This window comes from Leisingera sp. G5_S3_59_S7, from assembly GCF_054968485.1.
Genome location: NZ_JBQKUH010000038.1, coordinates 1 through 24,744, shown reverse-complemented (window position 1 = coordinate 24,744; position 24,744 = coordinate 1). Strand labels below are relative to the sequence as shown.

At 60.4% G+C, this 24,744-nt stretch carries 26 protein-coding genes; 4 read left to right on the top strand and 22 right to left on the bottom strand.

The genetic code is table 11. From position 1 onward, the window contains the following. Positions 1-2: 2 nt before the first annotated feature. From ACTRWG_RS15930 to ACTRWG_RS15870, 13 genes are all read right to left on the bottom strand, one after another. Positions 3-872 carry a branched-chain amino acid ABC transporter permease gene (locus ACTRWG_RS15930; protein ID WP_027233519.1) on the bottom strand — a complete coding sequence of 290 codons (870 nt, stop codon included), beginning with the start codon at positions 870-872 and terminating at the stop codon, positions 3-5. A 57-nt stretch (positions 873-929) separates the two neighbouring features. Further along, on the bottom strand, positions 930-2,105 hold the full coding sequence (locus ACTRWG_RS15925) for an ABC transporter substrate-binding protein (protein WP_027233518.1): 1,176 nt from the start codon (positions 2,103-2,105) through the stop codon (positions 930-932). Between the two features lie 57 nt (positions 2,106-2,162). Then, a complete protein-coding gene (gene benD / locus ACTRWG_RS15920) occupies positions 2,163-2,942 on the bottom strand; it encodes a benzoate diol dehydrogenase BenD (RefSeq protein ID WP_027233517.1) in 780 nt (259 codons plus the stop codon). After that, complete coding sequence (gene benC, locus ACTRWG_RS15915) at positions 2,939-3,961, bottom strand: benzoate 1,2-dioxygenase electron transfer component BenC (protein WP_027233516.1); 1,023 nt, start codon at positions 3,959-3,961, stop codon at positions 2,939-2,941. Before benC ends, benD begins: the two co-directional genes overlap by 4 nt. A gap of 73 nt (positions 3,962-4,034) precedes the next feature. Further along, the gene (gene benB / locus ACTRWG_RS15910) at positions 4,035-4,562 is read right to left on the bottom strand and encodes a benzoate 1,2-dioxygenase small subunit (protein WP_027233515.1); all 528 of its coding nucleotides are present in this window, start codon (positions 4,560-4,562) and stop codon (positions 4,035-4,037) included. 12 nt (positions 4,563-4,574) lie between these two features. After that, positions 4,575-5,963, bottom strand: coding sequence for a benzoate 1,2-dioxygenase large subunit (benA, locus tag ACTRWG_RS15905; RefSeq protein WP_027233514.1), 1,389 nt, complete (start codon positions 5,961-5,963; stop codon positions 4,575-4,577). A 70-nt stretch (positions 5,964-6,033) separates the two neighbouring features. Then, positions 6,034-7,182 carry a muconate/chloromuconate family cycloisomerase gene (locus tag ACTRWG_RS15900; protein ID WP_281172245.1) on the bottom strand — a complete coding sequence of 383 codons (1,149 nt, stop codon included), beginning with the start codon at positions 7,180-7,182 and terminating at the stop codon, positions 6,034-6,036. Beyond that, positions 7,076-7,495: an IS66 family insertion sequence element accessory protein TnpB gene (tnpB, locus tag ACTRWG_RS15895; RefSeq protein WP_209320164.1), complete on the bottom strand. Its 420-nt coding sequence runs from the start codon at positions 7,493-7,495 to the stop codon at positions 7,076-7,078. Before tnpB ends, ACTRWG_RS15900 begins: the two co-directional genes overlap by 107 nt. A gap of 393 nt (positions 7,496-7,888) precedes the next feature. Continuing rightward, positions 7,889-8,491, bottom strand: coding sequence for a TetR/AcrR family transcriptional regulator (locus tag ACTRWG_RS15890; protein WP_051357599.1), 603 nt, complete (start codon positions 8,489-8,491; stop codon positions 7,889-7,891). Between the two features lie 217 nt (positions 8,492-8,708). After that, on the bottom strand, positions 8,709-9,692 hold the full coding sequence (trpD, locus tag ACTRWG_RS15885) for an anthranilate phosphoribosyltransferase (RefSeq protein ID WP_051357635.1): 984 nt from the start codon (positions 9,690-9,692) through the stop codon (positions 8,709-8,711). Between the two features lie 193 nt (positions 9,693-9,885). Further along, on the bottom strand, positions 9,886-10,851 hold the full coding sequence (locus tag ACTRWG_RS15880; RefSeq protein WP_036796647.1) for a glutathione S-transferase family protein: 966 nt from the start codon (positions 10,849-10,851) through the stop codon (positions 9,886-9,888). Positions 10,852-10,863: 12 nt separating this feature from the next. After that, positions 10,864-11,685: a 4,5-DOPA-extradiol-dioxygenase gene (ygiD, locus tag ACTRWG_RS15875; RefSeq protein ID WP_027233726.1), complete on the bottom strand. Its 822-nt coding sequence runs from the start codon at positions 11,683-11,685 to the stop codon at positions 10,864-10,866. 52 nt (positions 11,686-11,737) lie between these two features. Then, the gene (locus ACTRWG_RS15870) at positions 11,738-12,175 is read right to left on the bottom strand and encodes a DoxX family protein (protein ID WP_027233725.1); all 438 of its coding nucleotides are present in this window, start codon (positions 12,173-12,175) and stop codon (positions 11,738-11,740) included. Positions 12,176-12,840: 665 nt separating this feature from the next. On the opposite strand from ACTRWG_RS15870, the gene ACTRWG_RS15865 reads away from it, so the two are divergent. Then, complete coding sequence (locus ACTRWG_RS15865; protein WP_027233724.1) at positions 12,841-13,737, top strand: LysR family transcriptional regulator; 897 nt, start codon at positions 12,841-12,843, stop codon at positions 13,735-13,737. A gap of 105 nt (positions 13,738-13,842) precedes the next feature. Here ACTRWG_RS15865 and ACTRWG_RS15860 read toward each other — a convergent pair whose 3' ends face one another. The 7 genes from ACTRWG_RS15860 to ACTRWG_RS15830 form a co-directional block, all read right to left on the bottom strand. Then, entirely contained in the window at positions 13,843-14,598 is a 756-nt protein-coding gene (locus tag ACTRWG_RS15860; protein ID WP_027233723.1) for an HpcH/HpaI aldolase family protein, read from the bottom strand. A gap of 45 nt (positions 14,599-14,643) precedes the next feature. Further along, positions 14,644-15,564 carry a DUF6282 family protein gene (locus tag ACTRWG_RS15855; RefSeq protein ID WP_027233722.1) on the bottom strand — a complete coding sequence of 307 codons (921 nt, stop codon included), beginning with the start codon at positions 15,562-15,564 and terminating at the stop codon, positions 14,644-14,646. Positions 15,565-15,622: 58 nt separating this feature from the next. Then, complete coding sequence (locus tag ACTRWG_RS15850) at positions 15,623-16,351, bottom strand: NAD(P)H-dependent oxidoreductase (RefSeq protein WP_462829579.1); 729 nt, start codon at positions 16,349-16,351, stop codon at positions 15,623-15,625. A 110-nt stretch (positions 16,352-16,461) separates the two neighbouring features. Next, on the bottom strand, positions 16,462-17,733 hold the full coding sequence (locus ACTRWG_RS15845) for a TRAP transporter large permease (protein WP_051357631.1): 1,272 nt from the start codon (positions 17,731-17,733) through the stop codon (positions 16,462-16,464). Beyond that, a complete protein-coding gene (locus ACTRWG_RS15840) occupies positions 17,733-18,314 on the bottom strand; it encodes a TRAP transporter small permease (RefSeq protein WP_051357630.1) in 582 nt (193 codons plus the stop codon). The genes ACTRWG_RS15845 and ACTRWG_RS15840 overlap by 1 nt, the downstream gene beginning before the upstream one ends. 56 nt (positions 18,315-18,370) lie before the next feature. Then, entirely contained in the window at positions 18,371-19,378 is a 1,008-nt protein-coding gene (locus ACTRWG_RS15835) for a TRAP transporter substrate-binding protein (RefSeq protein ID WP_260033383.1), read from the bottom strand. Between the two features lie 87 nt (positions 19,379-19,465). Next, positions 19,466-20,389, bottom strand: coding sequence for a cupin domain-containing protein (locus ACTRWG_RS15830; RefSeq protein ID WP_027233719.1), 924 nt, complete (start codon positions 20,387-20,389; stop codon positions 19,466-19,468). 222 nt (positions 20,390-20,611) lie between these two features. Here ACTRWG_RS15830 and ACTRWG_RS15825 point away from each other — a divergent pair, with 222 nt between their 5' ends. Both ACTRWG_RS15825 and ACTRWG_RS15820 read left to right on the top strand, forming a co-directional pair. Next, positions 20,612-21,418: an IclR family transcriptional regulator gene (locus tag ACTRWG_RS15825; protein ID WP_027233718.1), complete on the top strand. Its 807-nt coding sequence runs from the start codon at positions 20,612-20,614 to the stop codon at positions 21,416-21,418. 72 nt (positions 21,419-21,490) lie between these two features. Beyond that, on the top strand, positions 21,491-21,619 hold the full coding sequence (locus tag ACTRWG_RS15820) for a hypothetical protein (RefSeq protein WP_260033388.1): 129 nt from the start codon (positions 21,491-21,493) through the stop codon (positions 21,617-21,619). On the opposite strand, the gene ACTRWG_RS15815 is transcribed toward ACTRWG_RS15820, so the two are convergent. Continuing rightward, positions 21,616-23,433: a CHASE2 domain-containing protein gene (locus tag ACTRWG_RS15815; protein WP_462829577.1), complete on the bottom strand. Its 1,818-nt coding sequence runs from the start codon at positions 23,431-23,433 to the stop codon at positions 21,616-21,618. The genes ACTRWG_RS15820 and ACTRWG_RS15815 overlap by 4 nt on opposite strands. Beyond that, a complete protein-coding gene (locus ACTRWG_RS15810; protein ID WP_161631048.1) occupies positions 23,430-23,900 on the bottom strand; it encodes a FecR domain-containing protein in 471 nt (156 codons plus the stop codon). The genes ACTRWG_RS15815 and ACTRWG_RS15810 overlap by 4 nt, the downstream gene beginning before the upstream one ends. A gap of 186 nt (positions 23,901-24,086) precedes the next feature. Here ACTRWG_RS15810 and ACTRWG_RS15805 point away from each other — a divergent pair. Beyond that, the coding region (locus tag ACTRWG_RS15805) for a Crp/Fnr family transcriptional regulator (RefSeq protein ID WP_462829582.1) at positions 24,087-24,744 on the top strand (658 nt) is incomplete at its 3' end.

The window sequence follows — 24,744 nt, the reverse complement described above, 5'->3', positions numbered from 1 at the left end:
GCTTATCCTTTCGCAGGAAACAGGCCCACGGGCTTGATCACGAGGACAGCAGCCAACAGGGCATAGATGAGGATAGAAGCGAGCTGCGGAGCCAAAACCGCGCCGAAGGTCTGAACGAAACCATAGATCAGCGACCCGGCGATTGCGCCTTTAAGCGAGCCCAGACCGCCTATGACAATCACGATCAAAGTCGGGATCAGGATCTGTAGACCCATATCCGGCGTAACGCTCAAGAGCGGCGCCGCGACGACCCCCGCAAGACCTGCCAGCGCACATCCGACGCAGAAAACGATGAAGAACAACCGTTCAACATTGATACCGAGACAAGACGCCATGGCATCGTTGTCGACACCGGCCCGGATCATCGCGCCGATTTGCGTACGGCTCAGCACAAATGCGAGCGCTGCGAAGATGGAAAGTCCGAGAACGATGATGAACAGCCGGTAGGCCGGATACTCGATGCCCAGGAACGTCAGCCGACCAGAAAGCAGCGCAGGCGCGTCGATAGCCAACGCCAGATCGCCCCAGAAAATCCGTGTCAGATCGAGCAGCACAAAGATAAGCCCAAAGGTCACGAGCACCTGGGCCATAGGACCGGACTTGCGCATCCGTTTGATAAGTCCGGAATAAAGCAAAATGCCAACCCCGGCCACGGCGACAGGCGCAAGAAAGAACCCCATCCAATATCCACCGATGGCGGCCAGAGAGGCGGCAAAGTATGCCCCCAGCGCATAGAGCGATCCATGAGCAAGATTGACGAAGTGCATCAGCCCGAAGATGACCGTCAGGCCGATGGAAAGCAGAAAGAGCAGCATGGACAGTTGCAGCGCATTCAGCGCCTGAAGCGTCCAGAAACCAAGATCATGTGCCATGAGAGGCCCTCCTCGGAATATGGGCCCGGCCACACGGGGGGCGGCCGGGCAGCATTGTCAGTTGGAGACAGGGGCCATCTCGCAGCCGTTGGCTGGGTCGGCCTCGGCGGGCAGCTCGGCCAGCACCTTCTGGGTCAGCCCGTTTTCACCAGCCACGGTTTCGTAGACGTAGACCGGCTGGACGATATTGTTGGTGGCCGGGTCGATCGACAGCTTGCCGCGCGGCCCGTCAAAGCTGACCTGGCGCAGGGCTTCAGCCAGCGATGCCCGGTCGTGAGCACCGGTTTTGGCCGCCTCGACCAGCGCCCGGGCCGCATCATACCCCTGCACGGCGAACTCCGACGGCAGACGACCGGTCTTGGCCTGGAATGCCGCGACAAAGGCGGCATTGGCCGCGTTGTCTAGCGTCGGCACGTAATGCAGCGCGGTGATTACACCCTCGGCGGCCGGGCCTTCGGCGTTGACATACAGCGGCGAGGTCAGGAAGCCGGAGCCATATAGCGGCAGATCCGCCTTCAGCCCGAAGCTATCGTACTGCTTGACGAAGGAGATCGCCTCGCCGCCAGCATAGAACACATAGACCGCATCGGCGCCGCTTGCTTTGGCTTGCGCCAGATAGGGACCGAAATCCTGGGTTTTCTGAAACGGGGTGAATTCCTGCCCGGCGATCTCTCCACCCGCGGCGGTGAAAGTCTCAACGAAGCCCCCGATCATCTGGCGGCCCGCCGCATAGTCCGGGGCCAGCGTATAGACTTTGCGGATGCCCTGATCGTACATCCATTGCCCCATCGGGCGGTTCACCTGGCCATTGGAAAATGACATGCGGGTGATATAGGGCGAGCAGCTTGCCCCGGTGGCATCATCATTACCGGCATTGGCCACGATCAGCGGCACACCGGCGCCATGCACCATGTCGCGCACGGCGCCCAGAACACCTGAGCTGACGATGCCCGCCACAACATCAACCTTGTCTTGCAGGATCAGCTTCTTGGCCTTGCCAAGCGCTACGGGCGGCTTCACTTCGGTGTCCTCGCGGACAATTTCGAAACCCGTGCCGGCTTCGCTGCCGAACTGTTCAAGGGCCACGGTAAAGCCCGCTTCGATATCATTGCCGAGCGCGGCATAGACGCCTGAAAACGGCAGCAGCAAGCCGACCTTGATGTCCTCTTCGGCGGCTGCGGGCACAGCAAGGCTGGTGGCGAGCCCGAGGGCCGCCAGGATTGCGCGTTTCATTGTAGTTTCCTCCTGTTGGTTCTTCCGGCCCCTCCTCAGGGCCTGTCCAGCTCGGCGCTAACCGAGATCACCGCCCCCCACCGGCACCGTTACACCGGTGATGTAGGATGCGTCATCCGACGCCAAGAACAGGATCGGACCGGCCTGTTCGTCGAGTGTTCCATAACGTTTCATCAGCGATGACTGCACCGTCTGGTCGACGATGGTCTTGTACCAGTCATCGCGCTGTTCTTCCTCGGCATTGGGATTGCGTGGCACTATGCGCGGCGGCGCCTCGGTGCCGCCGGGGGCGGCGGCAACCACACGGATGCCGCGCTCGGCCACTTCCCAGGCCAGGCTCGCCGTGATCGCATTCACACCGCCCTTGGCCGCCGCGTAAGGCACGCGGTTCAACCCGCGCGTGGCGATGGACGACACGTTGACGATCACGCCCGAGCCTTGCGGGAGCATGTGCTCAATCGCGGCCCGGCAGCAGTACAGCGTCGGGAAAAGCGACCGGCGCACCTCGGCGTCGATCTGCCCGGGCTCGTATTGCTCAAACGGCTTGGCCCAGATCGTTCCGCCTACATTGTTGACCAGGATGTCAATCCGGCCCCACAGGTCCATAGCGGCCTGCATCGCCTCCGCGCAGCCCTCCCAAGTCTCAAGGTCAACCGAGACTGCCTGCGCCGCACCACCCCCTCCGCGGATCGACTCCGCGGCCTCCTCGCGCGCGGGGGAACGGTCCACGATCAGCACCCGGGCGCCCTCGGCAGCTGCCCGTTCGGCAACCCGGCGGCCAATGCCCTGGGCCGCGCCGGTCACGACCATGACTTTTTCATCAAACCGGCGGCTCATGCGGCTTCCGCCTCTGCTTCGGTCGGGTTGAACTTCTCAAAGTAGAAATTCGCAGGCTCGACCCCCAGCTTGCTGAAGTGGCCCCGCACCGCATCGACCATCGGTGGCGGACCGCAGAGGTACACATCGCAATCGCCGCCGTTCAGATCGCCGGCAGTGACATGATCGGTGACAAAGCCCTTACGCTCATGTGCTTCTTCTTCGGCGGCCAGAATGGTAATGACGGTGACATTGCCGATCTTTGCAGCCAGGTCCTGCACGCGGTCCAGCTCCACCAGATCGGCAGCGCGGGTCACCGCGTAGTACAGCACAATGGGATGATCCGTCCCCTGTTCCGCCGCCTGCTCCAGCATCGACAGGAATGGTGCCAGGCCGGTGCCGCCGGCCAACCACAGCTGCGCGCGCTCCATGGGGCGCAAGTAAAACGCGCCCATCGGTCCGGTCAGCGTGACGCTGTCGCCGGCCTTGGCCTGTTCGCCCAGGTAGCTGCTCATCACGCCGCCGGGTAGATTGCGGATCAGGAACGTGGCCTCATCGGCACCGGGTGCGGAGGAGAAGGAATAAGAGCGGTGCTTGCCGGTCCCCGGAACGGTGACGTTCACATACTGGCCGGGTAGAAAGCTGACTGGTTTGGCCAGTTTCACTCGCAGCCCGAAGGAGGTCTCCGATAGGGTGTCGACGCCCAGCACCTCGCCTTCGACAGATTCCGGTGCGGTCTTGCAGGCAGCGGAGGGCACCGGGACGCGCACCACGCAGTCACTTTCCGGCGTCATCTGGCAGGTCAGCGCAAAGCCCTGTTCCGCCTCTTCGTCGCTCATGGACTCGTCCATATAGAATTCCAGCTCGTATTCGCCCTTTTCGACGAAGCACTTGCAGGTGCCACAGACGCCATCCCGGCAATCCATCGGCAGGTTGATCTTTTGACGGAAGGCCGCATCGGTCACCTTCTCGTCGTCATCGCACTGGATGACGCGGGTGACGCCATCCTCGAAATTCAGGGCAACGTTATAGGTCGTCATGGCATGCTCCTCCCTTGGCCGCGCACCCTGACGTGGATGCGCGGAGCTCTCTAAGTTCCCGAATTTCCCGGGATCAGATGTGGTAGACGTCGATCACGTGGTGAATGTGATCGTTCTTAAGGACCACCTTCTTGTCGGTGATAAGCGGATTTGGGCCGCTGCTGTCGATCGCGTAGAACGACGTGCCCCAGTGCTGGTCGGTTTTGCCGTAGCGATAGCTCAGCGTTTGCCAATTGAAGCGCACCTTGATCTGCGTGCCCTCCCGGCTCAGCACTTCAATCCCCGAAAGGTAATGGTTGGTACGCGGTTCAGGCAGCGATGTTGCAGAAGACCGGTCAGTCTTGATACGGAACACGCGGTCCTCAATGCCCTGTTTGTTGGGATAGTACATCAGCGACATCTCATTCTGCGGATCTTCCGTCAGATTGTCGTAGTCATCCCAGGCGGGCATCCAGAACGGGCAGTCCGCGTCATAGAATGTCAGCCAGGTGTCCCAGTCGCGGTCATCCAGCGCACGGGCCTCGGCATAGAGGAAGGCCTGGATGTCTTCAAAGCTCATCCCCGGGCTGGTGTTGGTGCGTTCAAGTGTTTCAGTGCTCATGTCTTTTCCTCCTCACTCAGCCGCGGTGCGTGCATCAGGCGCAGTGGCGCGTTCCTTGGCGATGGCTTCGCCCATGCGCTCGGACCAGTTGGTATGCTGAATGACAAATAGACCTTCGTCTTCGGTGCGGGCCCCGGAAAGAACCGGGTTGATCCCGAGGGCCTTGGCATCGTCATCAGGGCCCTCGATCCACTGGGTGGCGCCACGGGTCAAGTCATTCCATTTGGCATGTGCCGCGCCCGCGTAACCGCGCTGAGTGGCCCGGAATTCCTCGGTATCGTCCGGGGTCGCCATGCCGGAGGCGTTGAAGAAATCCTCGTACTGGCGAATACGGCGGCTGCGGGCCTCTTGGCTCTCGCCCTTGGGTGCAATGCAGTAGATCGTCACTTCAGTCTGATCGACACTGATCGGGCGGAAAACGCGGATCTGCGAGCTGAATTGATCCATCAGGAAGACATTCGGGTACAGGCAGAGGTTACGCAGAACGCCCACCATCCACTCTGCCTTGGTCTTCCCGTATTTCTCGGTCCATTCCTCGAGGCGCGGATAGTTCGGGCGGTTGGTCGGGTCCGCCCATTCGGTCCAAAGCAGGATATGGCCGTTCTCATATGCGTGGAAACCGCCGCGCTGCTTAGCCCATTTCGAGGCATCTGTCGCCTTGATGTTGTCTTCCTTGCCATCGTCGGTACGGTGCGCGGTGGTAGCGACGTAGTTCCAGTGGACAGCGGATACGTGATAGCCATCGGCGCCGTTCTCGGCCTGCAGCTTCCAGTTGCCGTCATAGGTATAGGTCGAGGACCCGCGCAGCACCTCAAGCCCTTCGTCAGCCTGGTCAACGATCACGTCGATCATCTTGCGCGCCTCGCCGAGATAGTCCTCAAGCGGCTGCACATCGGCGTTCAGCGAGCCGAACAGGAAGCCACGGTAGTTCTCGAACCGAGCAACCTTTGTCAGGTCGTGGCTTCCGTCCTTGTTGAACTGCTCGGGGTAACCCGCGCCCTTGGGGTCCTTGACCTTCAGAAGCTTGCCGGTGTTCGAGAACGTCCAGCCGTGGAAAGGACAGGTGAACGTTTTCTGGTTGCGGCGCTTAAACCGGCAGAGCTGCGCGCCACGGTGCGAACATGCATTGACCAGTGCGTGCAGTTCACCGTCCTTGTCGCGGGTGATAACGACGGGTGTGCGGCCCATGGTAAGTGTAAAGTAATCGCCCGGCTCTGGGATCTGGCTTTCATGGGCCATGTAGATCCAGTTGCCTTCAAAGATGTGCTTGATTTCAAGCTCGAACAGTTCTTCGTCGGTGAAGATATCCCGACGGCAGCGGAAGACGCCGTTTTCGGGATCATCTTGGATCGCACCGTCGAGGCGGGCCTCGAATTCCTCGAGATTGGATTGTGTGAACATCAGTCGTCCTCCTCCTGACAGCCGCAACGCTTTGGCAGCGTTTTGACTGGCTTTGATGTCATGCCGCTGGTTATTGCCCGGCGGCGGCTTTCATGTTCCGGCCGCCTTCACGGCGGAAAAATGCGACCTTGTCGGGGTCAAGCGTTGCGCCGATGCCGTTGCCTTTCGGGATTTCAACGCAAAAGTCGCGGTAAGTGATCGGTTCAGCCAGAACCTCGTCGGTCAGCAGCAAGGGGCCAAAGAATTCAGTGCCCCAGTGCAGGGTCTCAATGGTGGAAAAGAGCTGGAGAGCGGCTGCTGTCCCCAACCCGGTTTCCAGCATCGTGCCGCCATAGAGGCCGCGCCCTGCCGCCTGCGCGATGGCAATCACCTCAGACGCCCGCTTCAGTCCTCCGGACTGCGCCACTTTCACGGCAAACACATCCGCAGCATTCGCCTCGGCTACCGCCAGGGCATCCTCCGGACCATTCAGGGCCTCGTCTGCCATAACGGCAATCTCGTAGCCGCTGGTCAGTTCCGCCAAGGCGCGACGGTACCGGGCCGGAACAGGCTGTTCGACCAACTCGCAACCCGCGTCCTGAAGACCCTTCAGGCCCCATCGGGCGTCCTGCAGTGACCACGCAGTGTTCACATCGACGCGGATACTGGCGGCATCGCCAACGGCTTTCTTGATCCTGGCCACATGAGCCACGTCTTCCCGCACGGAGCGTTTGCCGATCTTCAGCTTGAAGATGTTGTGGCGGCGGGTCTCGATCATCTCCTGAGCTTCCGCGATATCCGTTTCGGAATTGCCGGAAGCAAGTGTCCATGCCACTGGGAGTTTGCCATGCACTGCACCCCCGAAGAGCTGCGAGACCGGGACGCCGAGACGCTTACCAAGCCCGTCCCAAAGCGCAATTTCCACCGCCGTCCTGGCGATGCGGTTGCCCTTGACAAATTTTTCGATCCGCTGCACCGCTCCGTTCACGTTGTCACCGTCGCAGCCCAGCAGCACGGGTGAGATATATGTGTCGATGGCAGACTGGATGCCCTCGGGGCTTTCGGCTCCATAGCTCAGACCGCCGATGGTGGTGCCTTCGCCAATTCCCTCGGAGCCGTCAGAGAACTTGATCTTAACCAGAACCGCCGTTTGGACCCGCATTGTAGCCATGGACAGCACGTGCCCCCGGATGGTCGGTATATCGAGGATCATCGTCTCGATCTGGTCGATCTTGGTCACGGGTTTCACCACATCTGCAAGTTACGTTGAGATGCAGGTTGCCCGCTGCGGCAAGATTCTGTCGATGATGAGTGGGGTCTCGAGTGATACCCTTCCGGCGACATTCATGTTTCGCAGCACGCTCGGTTGCAACTGCTGGTTTTGTCCAGCGCAGATTTCGCCAGTCGATCTCTTCCAGCAGGTATCCAAGATGGGCAGCGGAGATTTGCACCGCTTCGCCGGTCCCGCTGGCCGGCCAGTTTAACTTCCCCGCTTCCAGCCGTTTCGTGTAGAGCGACATGCCGACGCCATCGTGCCAAAGCAGTTTGACCAAGTCGCCCTAGCGCCCTCGGAAGTAGAAGATTTCACCCGCATGCGGGTCGCGTCCAGGACCCTGCTGCACTGTCAAAGCTAAGGTGTTCATGCCGCGCCTAATCTCGGTCACGGTGCCCCAGAAAGCTCTCCTCCACATTCCGGACCTTGTCGGCATCGCTCCAGTGCCGCCGACGCAGCGTGTTCGCGGCAGAAAGGACTTCGATCTTAGGCCTGAACTTATGGTCGGCCATAAGGTCGAATTTATCATCAGCGCCAAGATCTCGTCAGACGGCCTCCGCCGGAGGCATACGACAAGCGAGCTGCGCCGTCGCATCAAACTTCATAAGTCCTTGGCGCCTGAACTGAACGATCGCGCAGATCAGTGCTCAATAACCCGCATTTTCAAGTTCGCTCAACCTGGCCTTGGCGCGTAAGCGGCGATAAAGATCTCTACTGCAAGTTCCGCCCGCTTTACTGCCTCGTCGGCATTGGGTTTGCCTGCAGTGGCAAGCAGCCTGTCAACCATCAACCCGGAAAAGCTGAGCTGGATGAACTGCTCTGCCGCTGCGGCCGCGCAGTCGAGCAATAGCGCACCGCATAAAGTCTGCCGCTTCAAATAACGTTCAATTAAGCCGCGGGCAAAGCCTGGGCCTGCGGCATGAAACGCTCGGGCGATCTTTGGCTGGCGATGTGCTTCAGAAATGCAGATTCGATAAAGTGACAGAAAATCTTCATCGCAAGTAAAGTTGACTAAGCGGGTAGCCAGTTTTGTCAGGGTCAGCCGCAAGTCGTCGCAATCGGCAACGATACCTTCAACATCACTCATTAATTTTTTACAGTCTCGTTCAACAATCGCCGTAAACAAAGCTTCCTTACTGTCGTGATAGGCATAGATTGTAGCCTTGGACACTCTTGCGGTTTTTGCAATCTCGTCCATGCTAGCCCCAGCATAACCGCACGCAAAGAAAACCGCGCGCGCCCCATCGAGAACGGCTTTCCGCTTTCTTAATGCCATTTTGCTTGTCTCCACTTGAAATCAACAACCCAAGGGGATGGCGGGTCGCCTGGCCAAACAAATCGGGTAGTGCTTCACTTTCACAACCATCTGAAAACACAAAAAGTTTCCAGTACCGGCTGGAAGCTGGGCGCAAGCTCAACTGTCAGCAAGGCAAATTCCTTGCACTTAAAGCAGCAAATTATGCTGTTGTTGTTGCTGATTAGCATCTGCAGGATCACCGCTTCACATACTCACAGGCACTCTTGAGTACCTCCAGTTTGTTCTTGGCATGCCCAGCGTCAATGCTTTCAGCTGCCAGCGCCACACCGCCCTCCAGATCCTCGACTTTGCCAGAAATTTTCAGAGCAGCGGCGGCGTTCAAAAGCACTGCATCTCGGTAGCCCCCGCGCTCTCCACCAAGCAAGTCGGAAAGTTTTCTCGCATTGTGGATCGGGTTTCCGCCCTGGACCTCAGTAAAATCATGCACCGGAAGCCCGGCATCTTCCGGGTGTACCTCGAACTCAGATATTTCGCCGCCGTCAAAAGCGACGACGTGGCTCAGTCCGGCAATGGAAAGCTCATCCGTCCCGTCGCCTCCATGGACGAGCCAAGCGGCGTCCGAACCCAAATCGCGCAGCACCTCTGCCATTGGCCTAAGCCACTCGCTTGAAAAAGCACCCGTTAATTGCCGCTTGACCCCTGCAGGATTAGTCAGTGGCCCGACGATGTTAAAAATCGTTCGAGCACCGAGTTCCACGCGAACTGGTGACACATGATGCATCGCTGCGTGATGGAGTGGCGCCATCAAGAACGATATCCCGTGTTCTTCAAGCAGACGCTCTGAGACTTCTGCGCTCTGCATGAGGTCAATCCCCAAAGACGAGAGCGCGTCCGCCGCTCCGGATTTCGAGGAGAGCTTGCGATTTCCGTGCTTGGCGACGGGGACACCTGCCCCAGCCACTACGAAGGCCGTCGCTGTGGAAATGTTGAGGGTCCCTTTTCCATCTCCGCCAGTCCCGACAATGTCAATTGCACCGTCTGGTGCCCGAACGCGTTGCATTTTCGCACGCATAACGGATGCAGCGGCGGCAATCTCGGTGACTGTCTCGCCACGCGTTCGCAGGGCGATGAGAAAGCCGGCGATCTGCGCCGGTGAGGCCGCTCCTTCAAACAATGTAAGGAAAGCTTGTTCCGCCTCTCCTTTCGTCAACCCTCGCATAATTGCAGCGTCGATAAGTCCTTTGATTTCCGCCAATACTTGTTCCTTTTCGACAGATGTTTTTCCAGTCAGGAGCCCTGCTCGAGCGCGCGGGCTTCCAAAGCTTGCAGGCGCAGAGACCCGAGGTGAAAAACCACACCAACGTGCTGGCACGTGTTCTATGCTGCGCCGTCAACTCCTTGCCTGTCAGCGTTCATGTCGCCCTTTCGAGTAGCGCACTCATGTGCGCAGGGGCCTTGGGGACTACTCCGAGGGGATTGAGCGCCTTGATCGAGTAATAGCCCTGCAAGATGTGGTCCATATCCACCGTTTGGCGAACGCCTGGGATCTGCAGAATACGCTCTAAATACTCAAATAGACGCGAATAATCCCGAATCTCTCGGCGATTGGTCTTAAAGAGGCCATGATATGCCGCGTCGAAACGGATCAAGGTCACGAAAGCCCGAATGTCCGTCTCCGTCAGTGTGTCTCCGAACAGGAAATCGCCAGTCAGCCGGTCCTCGAGCTCGTCGAGCGTTGCGAAGATCCCGTCCATCGCTTCGTCATAGGCCGCCTGCGACGTCGCAAAACCCGCTTTGTAGACCCCGTTGTTCAACTGGTCGTAGATGCGCGGGTTGAGTTCGTCGATCTCCGCCGCGTGCGCCTCGGGATACAGACGGATATCCGATGGCACGAGATGCTCGAAGGCGGTGTCCAGCATACGCAGGATGTCGGCGCTTTCGTTGTTCACCATCACGCCGCGCTTCATGTCCCAGAGCACCGGTACGGTCGCGCGCCCGGTGAACTGCGGATCGGCACGGGTGTAGAGCTCATGCATGTAGCGCGCGCCGTAGAGCGGGTCCTCGTCCGCTCCGGGGTAGCCGCCGAAACTCCAGCCCTGATCGGTCAGGGTCGGGTTCACCACTGTCACCTCGATCATGTCCTCAAGGCCCTTAAGCTTGCGGGCGATCAGCGTGCGCGACGCCCAGGGACAGATCAGCGCGACATAGAGCCTATAGCGGTCGGGCTCGGCCTCGAAACCGCCCTCGCCCGTCAAGCCTGGCTGGCCGTCGGCCGTGATCCAGTTGCGGAAGCTAGACACTTGGCGCACGAAGCGGCCTCTCTCGTCGGCCTTCTGCACCGGCTGCCAGTTCTCCATCCATTTTCCGTCGATAAGCATGGTGCTTTCTCCTCAGTTCGCGTGAAAGATGAAGGACCGCATCGACACCGACCCGAGATCGATGGCATCGGTCATGAAGGTCAGATCGTCGCCATTGTCTGAGGCCCCGGCGATGGTGAGCGCGGGAAGGTAGTGATCCACCGTCGGATGCGCCATAGGCAGAAGCGCCCCCAGCCCCTTGGCATCGGCCAGCGCGGCGAAGTCGCGCTCCACGAGACGGTCAGCGAAGAGCGCGTCGAATTCCAACGCGAAGTCCTGCGGTCGACCGCCCCACTGCATGGTGCGCAGGTTGTGCACGACGTTGCCCGATCCGAGGATCAGGACACCGCGGTCACGCAGCTCCGACAGGGCCCGGCCGATCTCAAGCTGATGCTCGAGTCCGCGGCTCATGTCGATAGAGACCTGGAACACCGGCACGTCGGCCTCGGGGTAGAGGAATCTCAGCACCGCCCAGGCGCCGTGGTCGAGCCCCCAGCGGTCGTCTTCCTGCGCCCGGTGGCTTTTGAGCAGGGTCACCACCTCGCGGGCAAGCTCCGGCTGTCCGGCGGCAGGGTATTGCTGCTTAAACAGCGCTTTGGGGAAGCCGTAGAAATCATGGATCGTCTTCGGCATCTCCGAGACGTCGACCAAAGTGGTGCCCCGCGTCATCCAATGGGCTGAAACCACGAGAATGGCCCGGGGCCGCGGCAGGCTCTGGCCCAGGCGGGTCCAGGCGCGGCTGAAGGCGGTATCCTCGATCGCGTTCATCGGACTGCCATGGCCAAGAAAGACCACTGGCATCCGGTCGGAGGGGGCGAAGCGGTCGCGAAGGTCCTGAAGGCTGTGCGTTTGCATGAGACGTCTCCCGAGTTGGGCCGAACCGCCTTCTGGCGATCCGGCGTTTAAGTTACGCTCCGGCGAATTTGCCGAGGGTGCGGTCGAGAACCGGCAGGTGCAGCGCGTAGGCTCCGGCGCCGAGCAGCAGGATCACACCCTGTGCGATGGCCCAGAACAGCGGGAATTCCCAGCCGCCGCCTTCGTTCGAAAAAGCCCAGCCGAAGCCCGAGTGGGCCCAGACCGAGCCGAGCAGGATCGCCAGGAGCGGGATCGAGACAGTGCGGACGCCCACGCCCAGAATTAGCGCCATGCCGCCGCCCAGTTCGCCAAGGATGGTCAGGTAGGCGAAGACCTCCGGCAGGCCGAGGCTTTCGAAGAAGGCCACAGTGCCGGGGATGGTGAAGAGGCTCACCTTCATCCAGCCGTGGGCGAGGAAGGCCACGCCACTGGTGACACGAAGGATGAAGGCCGCATAGTCGGCGTTGTTGTTTGCAGAATTGATGGACATGTCAGTCACTCCTTGGACTTTGGTCGCGCCACTTGCCTCCATAAGTGGTGGCTTGTTTCCGATGCCCGCAACCTAAGCCTTGCAGCTAGTCAACAAAATGGAGATGTTAGAGAATGACTATCTTCGTTTTGTTCCGAATTTAGGAACGGGCCTATTCAACCAAATCATGCCGTTCGGTAACGTGGGTGCTCTGGCGTTCAGTTGCATAACACCAAGACATCAGAACCAGAGCGCTGGCCTATAAGTTCCACGGTGAAAATGCTCCCGCCCTCCCTGAAACCAGATAGGGCCGAAACTGGCCGATTTTTACGCCGCCCGCAGGAGGTTCATCCCGCCGCTGCCGTGGCTGACTTTCGCACCGCCGCTTACACTCGAGGCGGCCACTCAAACCTTTGTCAATCATTACAATAACCATCGCGGCTACGAGCACCCCGGCAGCGTCACGCCCGACGACGCCTGTTTTGGCCTGGCGCTCGCCATCCTGAAGCAAAAAAGTAGGATCAAGGTAAATGACCATCCGTCAGCACTGCTTGCTCAACCTGGGCCAGTCAGATGAGGTTGCTCACTTCCGCGTTTGATATAGGAGGCCATTACCGCTTGCAAACATTCCACAAAATAGAGATATCTTGAAGTAACTATCCACAAATTATTCCACACAGTTATCCATGGATATTGTTGACCAACTCAAGGCCTTCGTGGCCACCGCTCAGACCGGCTCGTTCACTGCGGCCGCAGGTCAACTGGGTGTCTCGAACCGGTTGACCTCAAAATACGTTGCCGAGCTGGAGCGCCGCCTCGGCACTCGGCTCCTTCAGAGAACCACCCGCAAGGTGGGTCTTACTCCTGCCGGTGACGAGCTTCTCGCACGGGCGCCTGCCCTGCTCGATGATCTCGATGACCTACTCGGCGAAGTTTCGGAAGGCTCACGCGGCCTCACCGGCGTCATCCGAATTTCGGCACCAGTGACTTTCGGAGAAGTCTATGCAGCAGGAATGCTCGCGCGATTTGCCAAACAAAACTTGGCCCTGACGATCGATCTGAGATTGAACGACCGCCATGTCGACCTGGCGAGCGAGGGCATCGATCTGGCCTTCCGCATGGGGCATTCTGAGATGTTATCTCTCAAGACGCGCAAGCTGGGCACGTTCGGCAGTCTCCTGGTTGCCAGCCCATCCTACATTGAACGGTGCGGATCACCTAAGTCTCCCGAGGATCTTGTAAACCACACCTGTATTGTCGACACCAACCGCCGTACGCCAAACAGGTGGCTGTTCAATCGGGACGGCACCGAAACGGTTGCGCATGTACGCGGACGTTTCCATGTCAATTCAGCGCGCGCCGCGGCCGCCCTTGCAGCTGATGGCGTAGGGATCGCCTATGCCCCGCGCTTTGTGCTGCACGACACGCTCCAAACAGGATCATTGATGCCATTACTTGATGACTACACTGGAGAAACCGGGCCCGTCAGCGCAGTCTACCTTGAAGGACGCTCCCTGCCCAGAAAGGTCCGTGCACTCATAGAGTTCGCAATCGAGGACATCAAATTGACATCAATCCTTTGAGCCGCCGCGTTCCGGACCAGCGACCGCAGCACCATGCCCGCCAAGGAGGCGGGTCACCTTCGGTGCCGAAATAACCGCCGGAATGCAACCGTCCGGCGGCTCAGTTCACGATGATAATCCCGCCGGCATCAACGCGGTGGCGGATTTGCGCAGCATGGATTGGTCCGATCCGCAAACAAACAGAGTAACACCCTTGGCATGCCAGGACGGGATTTGATTTGCGTCACCTACGAACAGGCCAATGGCTTTCCTAGCCCTTTTCCCGGCCTCGACGATGCGCATGATGGCGGCATCCAGCTCAGCCGAGGGCATCCCGGCCCCCATGGACTGGGACAAATCTGCCGGACCTATGAACAGCATGTCGACATCGTCAATCGCGGCAATCGCGTCCAAGTGATCCAACGCGCTTGCGTCCTCGATCTGTACCATGACGACACTGGCGGCATCGCTGGCGGATTGATACTCAGGGATGCTCAGGCCGCCGTAGTTACCTGCACGCGGAGAGGGGGACAAGCCGCGTTTCCTGCGCGAAAACTTCACTGCGTCGCAAACGGCTTCTGCAGCCTCTTGGTCCATGACATGCGGCACCATGACCCCGGACAAGCCCAGATCCAGAAGCGGCGCAATCCAGTCAGTATCCGCACCCCAGCGCCGGGACAAAAGCGGCAGGCCGGCGGCGCGAGAGGCCAGCGCCATCATGTCCATCTGACTGATGTCTATCGGTGCGTGCTCCTGATCAAGCACCGCAAAATCCAGCCCCGCATGCCCAAGGATTTCGACATTGTGCGGTGCAGGGGTTTTGATGAAGGTCCCGATCAATAGTTCGCCGGCCTTAATGCGCGATCTCAGATCCTGTGCCATTCAAGAGTTCCTATTTTGGTCTGTACGTATCGCATTTCGGATCCATTAAGCGGCCAACCCGATAACATCGGCAGCATTGGTGGACACCATGGCGCGGATCTGGGCGTCGGAATAGCCAAGCTCAATGCAGGTGGCGACACCGCGCTGGAACCCTTCCAAGGGGCTGAGTGTGCCGGTCTGTCCAAGATCTGAGCACAGGATCGTGCGTTCCGCACCAACCAGGTCGATGAAGGCTTTCAGATCCTCGTTCTTGCGGGTTCGGAATTTCGACCCTTCCAGGAAGAATGCCAGCGAATGCTCCACATAAGCGCCCATATCCGCGATTTCCCTGGTATCGTCCATAGAGGCGCCGACGATATCTTCAGGGTGGGTAAAGATCAGCCGCTCTACCCCGCGCTTGCGGGCCTCGGCAAAGACAATCTTGGTTTCCGAGACATGGATATGCCCGCTGGCCAGTGCCATGCCGGTGGCCGCCATCACGTCCAGTAGATCCACAACCTCGGGGCGCAGCTTGCCGCCATCGAACAGCGGCACGGCCTTGGCGGCACGGATTTTTTGTGTCGAAGCGGGGTGCGCCCAGCCGGAGCTTTTCTCCCATTTCAGATGGTTTTCCGCCGCCAGCGTAGGCAGCCACACGATCCGCCCGTCCATCGCGGCGGTGTGCTCCACTGCATAGGGGTTGATACCGCCAACCACGTTGTTCAACACGATGCCCGAAAGGACCTGTGTAGATAGGTCCGCATAGTGATCGCGGATCATGCGGGCGCACATCACACCGGAGTAATCGTGGTCCTTGGTCACCATAGCCGCGAAGCCGGCCTTGGAATAGATCTGGGCCAGTTCCAGATGGTCTACCGCCCGGGGTGCAATGGACGGACCACTGTGAACATGCGGGTCAACCGCGCCTTGCAGGATCCCGGCAATCCGTTCTTTTTGTTCGGTTTCGATCGTCTTGACTTCGCTCATGGCTGACCTCCTGGTCGTGGTTAGTTCAATATCTCCGATGCCTTGACTGCTGCGACAGTCACTTCTTGAGGCTCCAGGCACCGTCCGGCACTTCATCCAGCGCGTTGCGCCAGGCGCTGGTCCGCTGGATAGGATGTGCTGCCATTTCCAGAGCCGCCTTAGCGGCCGCGGCCATATATGCCTGGCGCTCGGCGTCGCTGGCGCGCGGAACTCCATAGCTGACGACAGGGCTTTGCACTTCGAAGCCCATGTATTCCAGGGCCAGCCTACGGATCGGCATCAAGAGCGGGCCAATCGGGCCATAGGCGCCGTCGCTGGAAAACCGTTCCGGCATGCCGCCGGTGGTGACACTGAGCATCGCGCGGCGTCCCCTGAATAGCCCGGTGCCGAAGCGCCGCCCATCCACATAGGCAAAGCCATAGCTCATCACCCGGTCGATCCAGCCTTTCATGAGTGCCGGGGGCCCACCCCACCACAGGGGGAATTGCAGAATCAGGTTGTCGGCCTCTGCCACCCGCGCCTGTTCCCGCGCGATTTCCCCGGCATAGTTGTGATGGCGTGCGGCATGCGCCTGCTCGGCCTGCAGGTGAAACCGGTCGGGATTTACCGCGCCTTGCATGTCGTGCCGCCCGGCATCCGCCCGGAACCCATCTGCCGCCAGATCCGAGACGGTCACGCAGTGACCTGCCTCTGCCAGCGCGCGTCCCATGGCAGCCGCAAGGGCATGGTTGAAAGACGACGGTTCGGGATGGGCGACGACGATCAGAATGTTGCGCTGTTCAGCCATCGGCCGGAACTCCGCCTTGCTGCCGCTCTTGCAGGAGCAGCAAAGAGGGGGTGATACCCGCAGTCATGGCACAGGTGGTGAGGAATTTGCGATTGGCCATGGAGCGTCCCTCAGAACAATGCGCGCGGTATGAAGAGTGTGAGCTGCGGGATCAGCGCGATCAGCGCCAGGACACCCAGGCAGATCCCGACCAGCGGCAGCGCCTCGCGGATCACCCGCGTGAGCGGCTCGCCAGAAATAGCCGAGGCAATGAAGAGAAGGATGCCCACCGGTGGCGTGGCCATACCAATCACCACGTTCAGAACCACGACAGTTCCGAACTGAACCGGATCCATCCCGATGATCGCCTGGATCTTGAGCAGAATGGGCATGGTCAGGATCAGGATGGAAATCGGTTCGAGGAACATGCCCAAAATCAGCAGGAAAAGATTCAACAGCAGCAGGATCACCCAGGGGTTCTCGGTAATCTCAAGCATCGCATTTGCGATAAGTGTCGGAACCTGCTCCAGAGTGAATACAAAGGACACAATGCTGGCCATCGAAGTGATGAACAGGATCGAGGCGGATACCAATGCGGTGGCGATTAGCGCATTCCATACCCGTTCTGCGGTTAAGTCCCTGTAGATGAACCCGATGACCAGCGCATAGGCAACCGCCACGGCCGCAGCTTCTGTCGGTGTAAAGATCCCGGCCTTGATGCCGACCAGAATGATCAACGGCAGGATCAGCGCCGGAAGCGTGCGTCTGGTGGCAGTCATCCGTTCCCTGAACATCATTTTTTCGGTCACGGGGAACCCCTCGTGACGGGCCCGCCAAGTGGCGTAGGCCAGCAGCCCGGCGGCGATACCGATCCCTGGTGCCACACCGGCCAGGAACAGCTGACCAATCGACGCTCCTGACAAAACACCATAGATGATCATGGTGATCGACGGAGGGATGATCGGCCCCATGACCGAACTCACGGCAATCAGCGCTGCGGCGTAGGCAGCAGGCATTCCCTGCCGTGACATTGTCGGGATCAGGATGGTGCCGAGCGCCGATGCCTCGGCCGTTGCGCTTCCTGAGATGCCGGCAAAAAAACCTGACGACAGAATAGAAACGGAGGACATGCCGCCGCGCCGGTGGCCAACCATGGCACGGGCAAAGCTGACGATCCGGTCTGTTACCCCCCCCACGTTCATCAGAGATCCAGCCAGCAGGAACAGCGGAATGGTCAGCAGCACGAACTGATCGATCCCGGCAATCATCCGCTGCGGCAGCATCAGCGCCATCATCCCGTTTCCGGACAGGTAGAGGTAGATCGTTCCGCCGATTCCCAATGCCAGTGCGATGGGAATGCCGCTGGCCAGAAGCCCTGCGAAGACAAGGAAAAAACTGCCCATCAGACCGAATCTCCTGTTTTTGCCGAATGCATGTCCGGCGTTTCTGTATTGCCGAGGAACTCACACCGGAAACGGGCTGCCAGATCCGCCAGCACATGCAGTGACATAAGAGACAGTCCGACGGTTACCGAGACATAGACCCAGCGAATTGACAGCCCCAAGGGCGCACCAGTTAGGGTTTCCCAAATGAAATCGAGTGCCGGGATAGTCTGACGGTCAAAGCGGGAGGCGAAATCATAGCCATGCCAGGCCATCAGGCCTAGAAAGAACAGGACTGGAATGGCCGTCAGCGCACTAAGTATCCATTTCGCGCGCGGCGGCAGCCTCGCGGGCAAGAAATCCAGCGCGACGAACTCGCCTTGTGTATAGGCAAGACCCAATACCAGGAATGTCTGCCAGATCAACAGGTAGCGGCACAGCTCTTCTGCCCAGATAAGTGAATCACCAACCACATAGCGGGCGATGACCTGCGCAATCATTATGCCAACGATCATCGCCATGAAGACCCCGGCCAAGGTGCGCACCGCCAGAACATATCCTCGCACGATGGCCGGGGGTTTGGTGATGGAAGCGGGTGTCATGAGTTATCTTTCCGGGTTCCCCACCGCGCGGCTTTGATCGCGCGGTGGGGAAAACCTCACTTTGCCTGGCCAGTCTGGACTGCGGCGGCGGCAAGTTCTGCGATCAGCGGGTCTTTGGCGGCCCATTCCGCAGTCACACCCGTCACCTTGGCCCGCATTGCGTCCAGATCCGCCAGTTCCAAAACTTCGACGCCTTTCTGCGTCAAGGTATCGCGGCCCTCGGCATCCTGTGACTTTGCATAGGCCAGCGTCGCTGTAACCGACCGGCGACCGGCCTCTGTGACAGCGGCTTTTTCCTCGTCGCTGAGCGTGTCCCAGTAGCGTTCCGACATGAGAGTCGTCATATGCCAAGGATAGTGGCCGGTCAGCGTGAGATGCTTGCCGACTTCCCAAAGATTTTCGCCCAGCATAGAGGAGATATTGATTTCCACTGCGTCAATCACGCCGGTTTCCAGTCCCCCGTACACTTCGCCATAAGGCATACCCACCGGCGACGTTCCCAGCGTTTCCCAAATCTGTTTGTGCAGCGGCACGGGAACGATCCGCGTCTTCAGCCCTGCCAAATGGTCAAGAGATGTAACCGGGTCTTTGACCGATAGAAAATGCCGCTGGCCGGTATCGGCCGTGGCCAGCCCGATCAGCCCGGCCTCGCGCAGGTCGTTCTGAATCTTTTGTCCCACATCACCTAGCGCCAGTTCGCCAAAGTGATCATAGTCGCGCACAAGGAACGGCAACTGCCAGCCGTTCATCGCCAGCCGGCCAGTGACCAGCGGGATCAGCACGCCAGACACGGCGGTGACATCCATCGTCCCAGCTACCGCGCCTTCCAGAAGCTGCTTGTCGTCGCCCAACTGGCGGTTCGGAAAGATTAGCACGTTGAAGGCGCCCGGCATAAGTTCTTCCAGAGCCTCTGCGAAACTGGTGGCCAGCTTGTGGCCAGGGTGCAGCTCGTTGGCGGCATGGGCAATCTTCATGGGCTTGCCTGAAGCACGTGCAACGTGTGGCATGGCCAGAGTTGCAGTCAAGGCTGCGCCTGTCTGCAAAAGGGTTCGTCTGGTGATCATCGGTTTCTCCTCCCGAAATCCTAGTGGGTATGTGCTGCGCGCCAGCGCGGATACCGCGGTGACTGGCTGTTGCTTTTGTTCTGGCATCTAGACCGGGCCTTCCGCAGGATCTTCCGGCATCGGATAGTCCTCGGCGTTCAGCACCCATCGCGCCTTTTGTGAGAAGTCCTTGCGCGGTGGGCTGAAAACATCGACCAACTGATTTCTTCCTGCCCCGCTCGCCCGTGTTGTGTGGATAACGGGCGGCGGAATGACCAGCATGGAGGGCGAGGCCATCTCTATTGCCTCGTCGTCTCGCCAATCTGCCATGTCAGTGGTCCAGGGCCAGCGCAGGTAGTGGGTGAACTCCCCGCTCAAGGCCAAAGAGCCCTGTTCGAAGTCATCGTGATGATGCGGCGACATTTTCGCGGCATCGCGCGGACCGTCGAAGGGGTCCAGCACATTTATCATCAACGTGGTGCAGCGGAAGATCCGGCCGAATCGCCCGTCTTCCTTCGGCACGTTCAGCGAATAGGACCGGATTTTCCAACCGTCCTTGGGTTCAGGCCAGGGCTGAAAAGCAGGGATGTGAGTGCGTGGTGTATCATAGCTGCGTGCATTGCTGCAGGCTTCGGCCAGATCGGTGCTTTGGGTGGAAAACAGGCGCACCAGTTCGCCGCCGCCGGGCATTTCAACGCGGCTGTCGCCTGGCGGGACAAAGGCGATGGAGTACCCCGGAACCGTCTCGCGGGTTCCCTCCCATTCGATGACCGCTCCGGCTTTTGGCAGCAGCACCGCATATTCATCCACTTGACCGCTGCGTTCGAAGACGGCGCCAGACACGGTCTGGGAAAAACTGATCAGGAAATTTTGCCCCCTCATGAGCCAGGTCTTGCCAGTACCATCTTCAAGCTGGGGAACTGCGGTGTAAAACCGCCCCTCCTGCTGTTCGGTTACCAGTCCGGTTTGCCCCGTCATGTCGTTTGCCCCAGCCGGGGCAAGCGACGCCCGCGGATCCGATTTGTCATACATCCTTGAACCCTTTCCCGCCTGTGTATCCGCCCGCCAAGCATCGGGACGGTTGTGAGATGATAGCTGTCATTTCCGCTCCCTTTCCCTTGATATGTTTCGCCTGACGATACATGATGTTCTTGCAAGCAAAACATAAATACAGACATCCGGCGCTGTCAAGCATTGCGAAACCAGAGCGGTTTGAGCAGGTTTACGCGGCCGAAACAAAAAGGAGCCTGATCCATGGTGGCGGAAAGCGCGGAAAATAAAGACGTGATTCAGAGCGTCGCACTTGCATTGCAAGTCCTTGAAACTCTTGCGAATGCGGATGCGGATATGGGTGTCACCGCCTTGGCCTCGGCGCTTGGCACAACCAAGAGCCGGATCCACCGCCATCTGCGCACTCTGGTTTCGCTTGGATACATTTCCCAATCCGGAACAACCGAAAGGTACCGAATCGGATCCCGGCTGATTGCCCTGGGTCAAGCGGCTTCCGGTACGGTGGATCTGCCCTCAGTGGCAATGCCCCATATGCGAACGCTTCGTGACCGTACCGGGCACGCCGTCAGCTTGGGAAAGATTGAAGAGGATGGCATCCGGATCCTAAACACACTGCATGGCAACATGCAGATCGACGTTGGTGTCCGCCCTGGATCGCTGCTTGGGTTTGCAAATTCGGCCCAAGGCAAAGTTGCCCTAGCGTCGATGCCGGAACATGCGCGCCAAGATGTGATTCCGGAAACGCTTGCCGCAGGCACCAAATTCACTATCACGGACAGAGCAGAGCTTCTTGCCCACATTGACAACATCGCCGGCCAGGGTTGGGCAACCGCGCCAAATGAAACCATGCTGGGCCTGAATGCACTTGCGTGTCCGATCTTCAACTCAGAGCGGGCGCCCATCGCTACGATTGCCATCGTCAGCCTGACCGAATTTATTAAAACCCCGCCAGAGCAGAGCCAGATTGAAGCCGTATCCGTGGCGGCGGCTCGTATTTCAGCCGAGATTGGTTTCGATAAGCAGCAATTGAGTCGGGTACAAGACCAATAATCCCACCGCATTTGTACGGTCACACTTCCCCCACTCATCCGAACGGTTATCAGAAGGATTTACTACATCGGCGTGCTGTTTATCGCCGTTATGATCGGCAGCATCGTGGGCACCTACCCCGGGAAACGGGTGGAGGTCAGCCGTGAGACTTTCCGGCGGCGGGTGATCGCGCTGGAACGCGCCCGCCACGAAAAGGGCTAGGCCGGCATCCACATTACAACTTCGATGTCTCCGCGGCGCCCCCGGATCTTGACCGGCTTCGTCACATCCGGCCGGGGCAGGTCTGCCGCCGTCCGGCCTGCACGCGACAGCAGGCGGGACGACGCGGTGATCGCCGCCCCATGCGCTTTTCCAACCTCCATGAGGCGGCTGGCCACATTCACGCAATCGCCGGAGGCCGAAATCTGCTGCTGCCGTTCATGACCCAGCCGCGACAGGATGATCGGGCCGCAATGCACCCCCACCCGCATTCCCTTCAGGCTTTGGCATTCCGGCGAGCCCGCAATCCAGGACCGGATACGACTTGCCAGGCCGAAGCTTGCCCGCAGCGCCTGCTCCGCATCCTCCGCCCCCGGGTCCGGAATGCCAAAGCCGATCATGGCGCCGTCGCCCATGAAATCAAGCACAACGCCGCCCAGCTGTTCGGCTTCCTCCACGACAAGCTGGTGAAACACCTTCAGCAGGTCGCGGGTCGCGGCCGGCCCGAGGCGCTCGGAGGTGCCGGTAAACCCGCCCAGATCGACGAACAGGATCGCGGCGTCTTGCGCGCGCGGCGATTTGAGAAAAGCCGGATCATCCGCAATCCGGCGGGACAGAGCCGGAGCGTGAAACAGGCCCAAGGCCTGCCGGGCCATAACCTGCAGCTTGGCCTGCCTGCGGTCGAACATCTGGCGCACCAGCATCAGGCACAAAACCGGCGGCACCGCACCTGCCAGCGGTAGCGCCAGGCTGAACCAGTAACCATTGCCGAAGAGGAGCGCGGCCGCAGCAGCCCACCCCGCCAGCAGGCCCAGGAAAACCGTGCTCCCCGCCGCCAGCGGCAGCAGCGATACCGCCAGAACGCCGCAGGCCGCAAGGGCCAGCGTCACCGCCGCATCCAGCCGCCGCACCCGGCCGCCGCGCACCAGCTGAGAGCCGTGCAGCAAATTGGCGATCCCGGTGGCCAGCACCTCGACTCCCGGCATGACCTGGTCAAAGGGAACGCTAAAACGGTCTCCGACCGCCGTTGCCGTCGCCCCCAGCAGCACCAGCTGCCCGTCCAGGCCGGCCTCCGCCCCGTCCAAAAGCGACTGCGCGCTGATTGTCCTGAGGGTGCCGTGCGCCCCGTAGTAGCGCAGCGGCAGGTGCCAGGCGATGTCCATCGGCCGCACCTCGCCCGCCACCCGTGCGCCTCCCGGCACCAGAGGCACGGCATCACCGAGGAACAGCGACACCGCCTGCAGGACAAAGGACGGGGCAAGGCCTTCGGTTGTCTCGAACACCAATGGCAGGTGCCGCGGCGTGCCGCCTGCATCTGCCGCGATATTGGCAAGTCCGACCGAGGCGGCGGCGGCAAACTCCGGCCGCGGGCCGATTTCGCCGGAAGTCTTCGGGACCGCTGGCCGACCGGTTTCGTCCGGGCCGAACAGCCCGGCTGACGCGATCACCACCGGCAGCGACTCCAATGCCCGCGCCAGCTCGCGGTCCGCTTCGGTGCTGTCGACCAGCAGCAGGTCCAGCGCCACCACCCTGGCACCGCCCGCTGCAATCGCGCGGATCAGCTCCGCCAGCGACCTGCGGCTGACCGGATACCCGCCGGCCGCCGCCACGGTGGCATCATCCAGCGCAACAATTGTCACGTCCGGGGGCGCGGGGCGCGGCCCGGCGATCAGCAGCCGCCAGTCGGCGAACACCGCCTCGGCCCGGTCCAGGGCGCTGGCGCGCCCCGCGATATGGTAAACCCCCAGTAGGCCGGCCCAGGCCCAGGCCGCGATCACCGCCGCCGCTGCAGCCCAAAGCGGCAGCCGCGACTTCATCGCCCAAAGCGCATCAGGAGTGCCGAAACCTTCTCAGCGGGCCATTGCTTCACCTCCATCGGCGTTCCCGCCGACACCGTGACCCCGTCGCCCCCGCCCAGCTCCACCGGATCGCTGCCATCCAGGCGGCGCACTTCGACCAGCCCTTCAACGACGAAAACCGCCGTGCCGACTGCAGTGACGTCTACAACGAACAGAGTGCCGCGCACCGAAACGATGGCGTGCGGGGTCATGATCTGAAATGGCCCCTTGCCGGGCGGCAGCGTGACCAGCACGCCCTGGCTGGTCACATCGACCGACACGGGCGGCGCCTGCAAGGCCGGCAGCCGGAACCCCGATGCGCTTACGTCCGGGGCTTCCGCCTCAATGACCAGCCCGTTCGCGCAGCTCAGAATGACCCGCGGCGGATCGCTCGCTTCGGTTGTTTGGCAGGACCCGCCCTGCTGGCCCACAGCTGCGCTGCTCACCGCAACGGCAGCAGCCAGAACACTGGTAAAAATCAGAAACGCTTTCCTCAACAAGCACCCCCCGCGTTTTCGCCAAGACCGCTTCAGCATGATGATCAGATGCCCATAATGGCCTAGTTTTAGGGGATGACCAAATGAAATGCGGAATCGCCGGATTTCCGGCGCCAAACGCGGATTGTGACGACCATGACGGAGGAAAGCCTCGCCGCCAAAGCTGCGCTGCTGGCACAAAGCGCCCTGTTTGCCGGGCTCGACAGGACGGTGCTGCACGGCCTGGCCGCCCGCGCGCATCTGCGCCGGCATGAGGCCGGCGCGCAGATCTTCCGCTGCGGCTCGCCAGGCGACAGCATGATGGCGATCGCCCGCGGCACCGTGCGGATCAGCGCGATGGCGCCCACCGCACGCGATGTCGTCCTGACCGATCTCAACCAGGGCGACGTCTTCGGCGAAATCGCCCTGCTGGACGGCGGCGGGCGCAGCGCAGACGCGCATGCCCTGACCAATTGCACGCTGCTCATTCTCGAACGGCACGCCTTTCTGCAAGTCCTGCAGACCGCTCCGGACCTGGCCGTCAGGCTGATCGAACTGCTGTGCGCGCGGATGCGCCGCTCGGACGAACGGATGATGGAAATCGCCTTTCTTCAGCTGCCGCCCCGGCTGGCCCGGACCCTGCTGCGCCTGGCGTCCGGCGGCGGCGCCAGGCCGGCAAAACGGCTGGCCCAGTCGCAATCCGAGATCGCAGACATGATCGGCGGATCGCGGGAGAACGTGAACCGCTGCCTGCGCAAATGGCAGAAGGCGGGATTGATCGGCCTGGCTGACGGCTGGATCATCCTTCTGGACC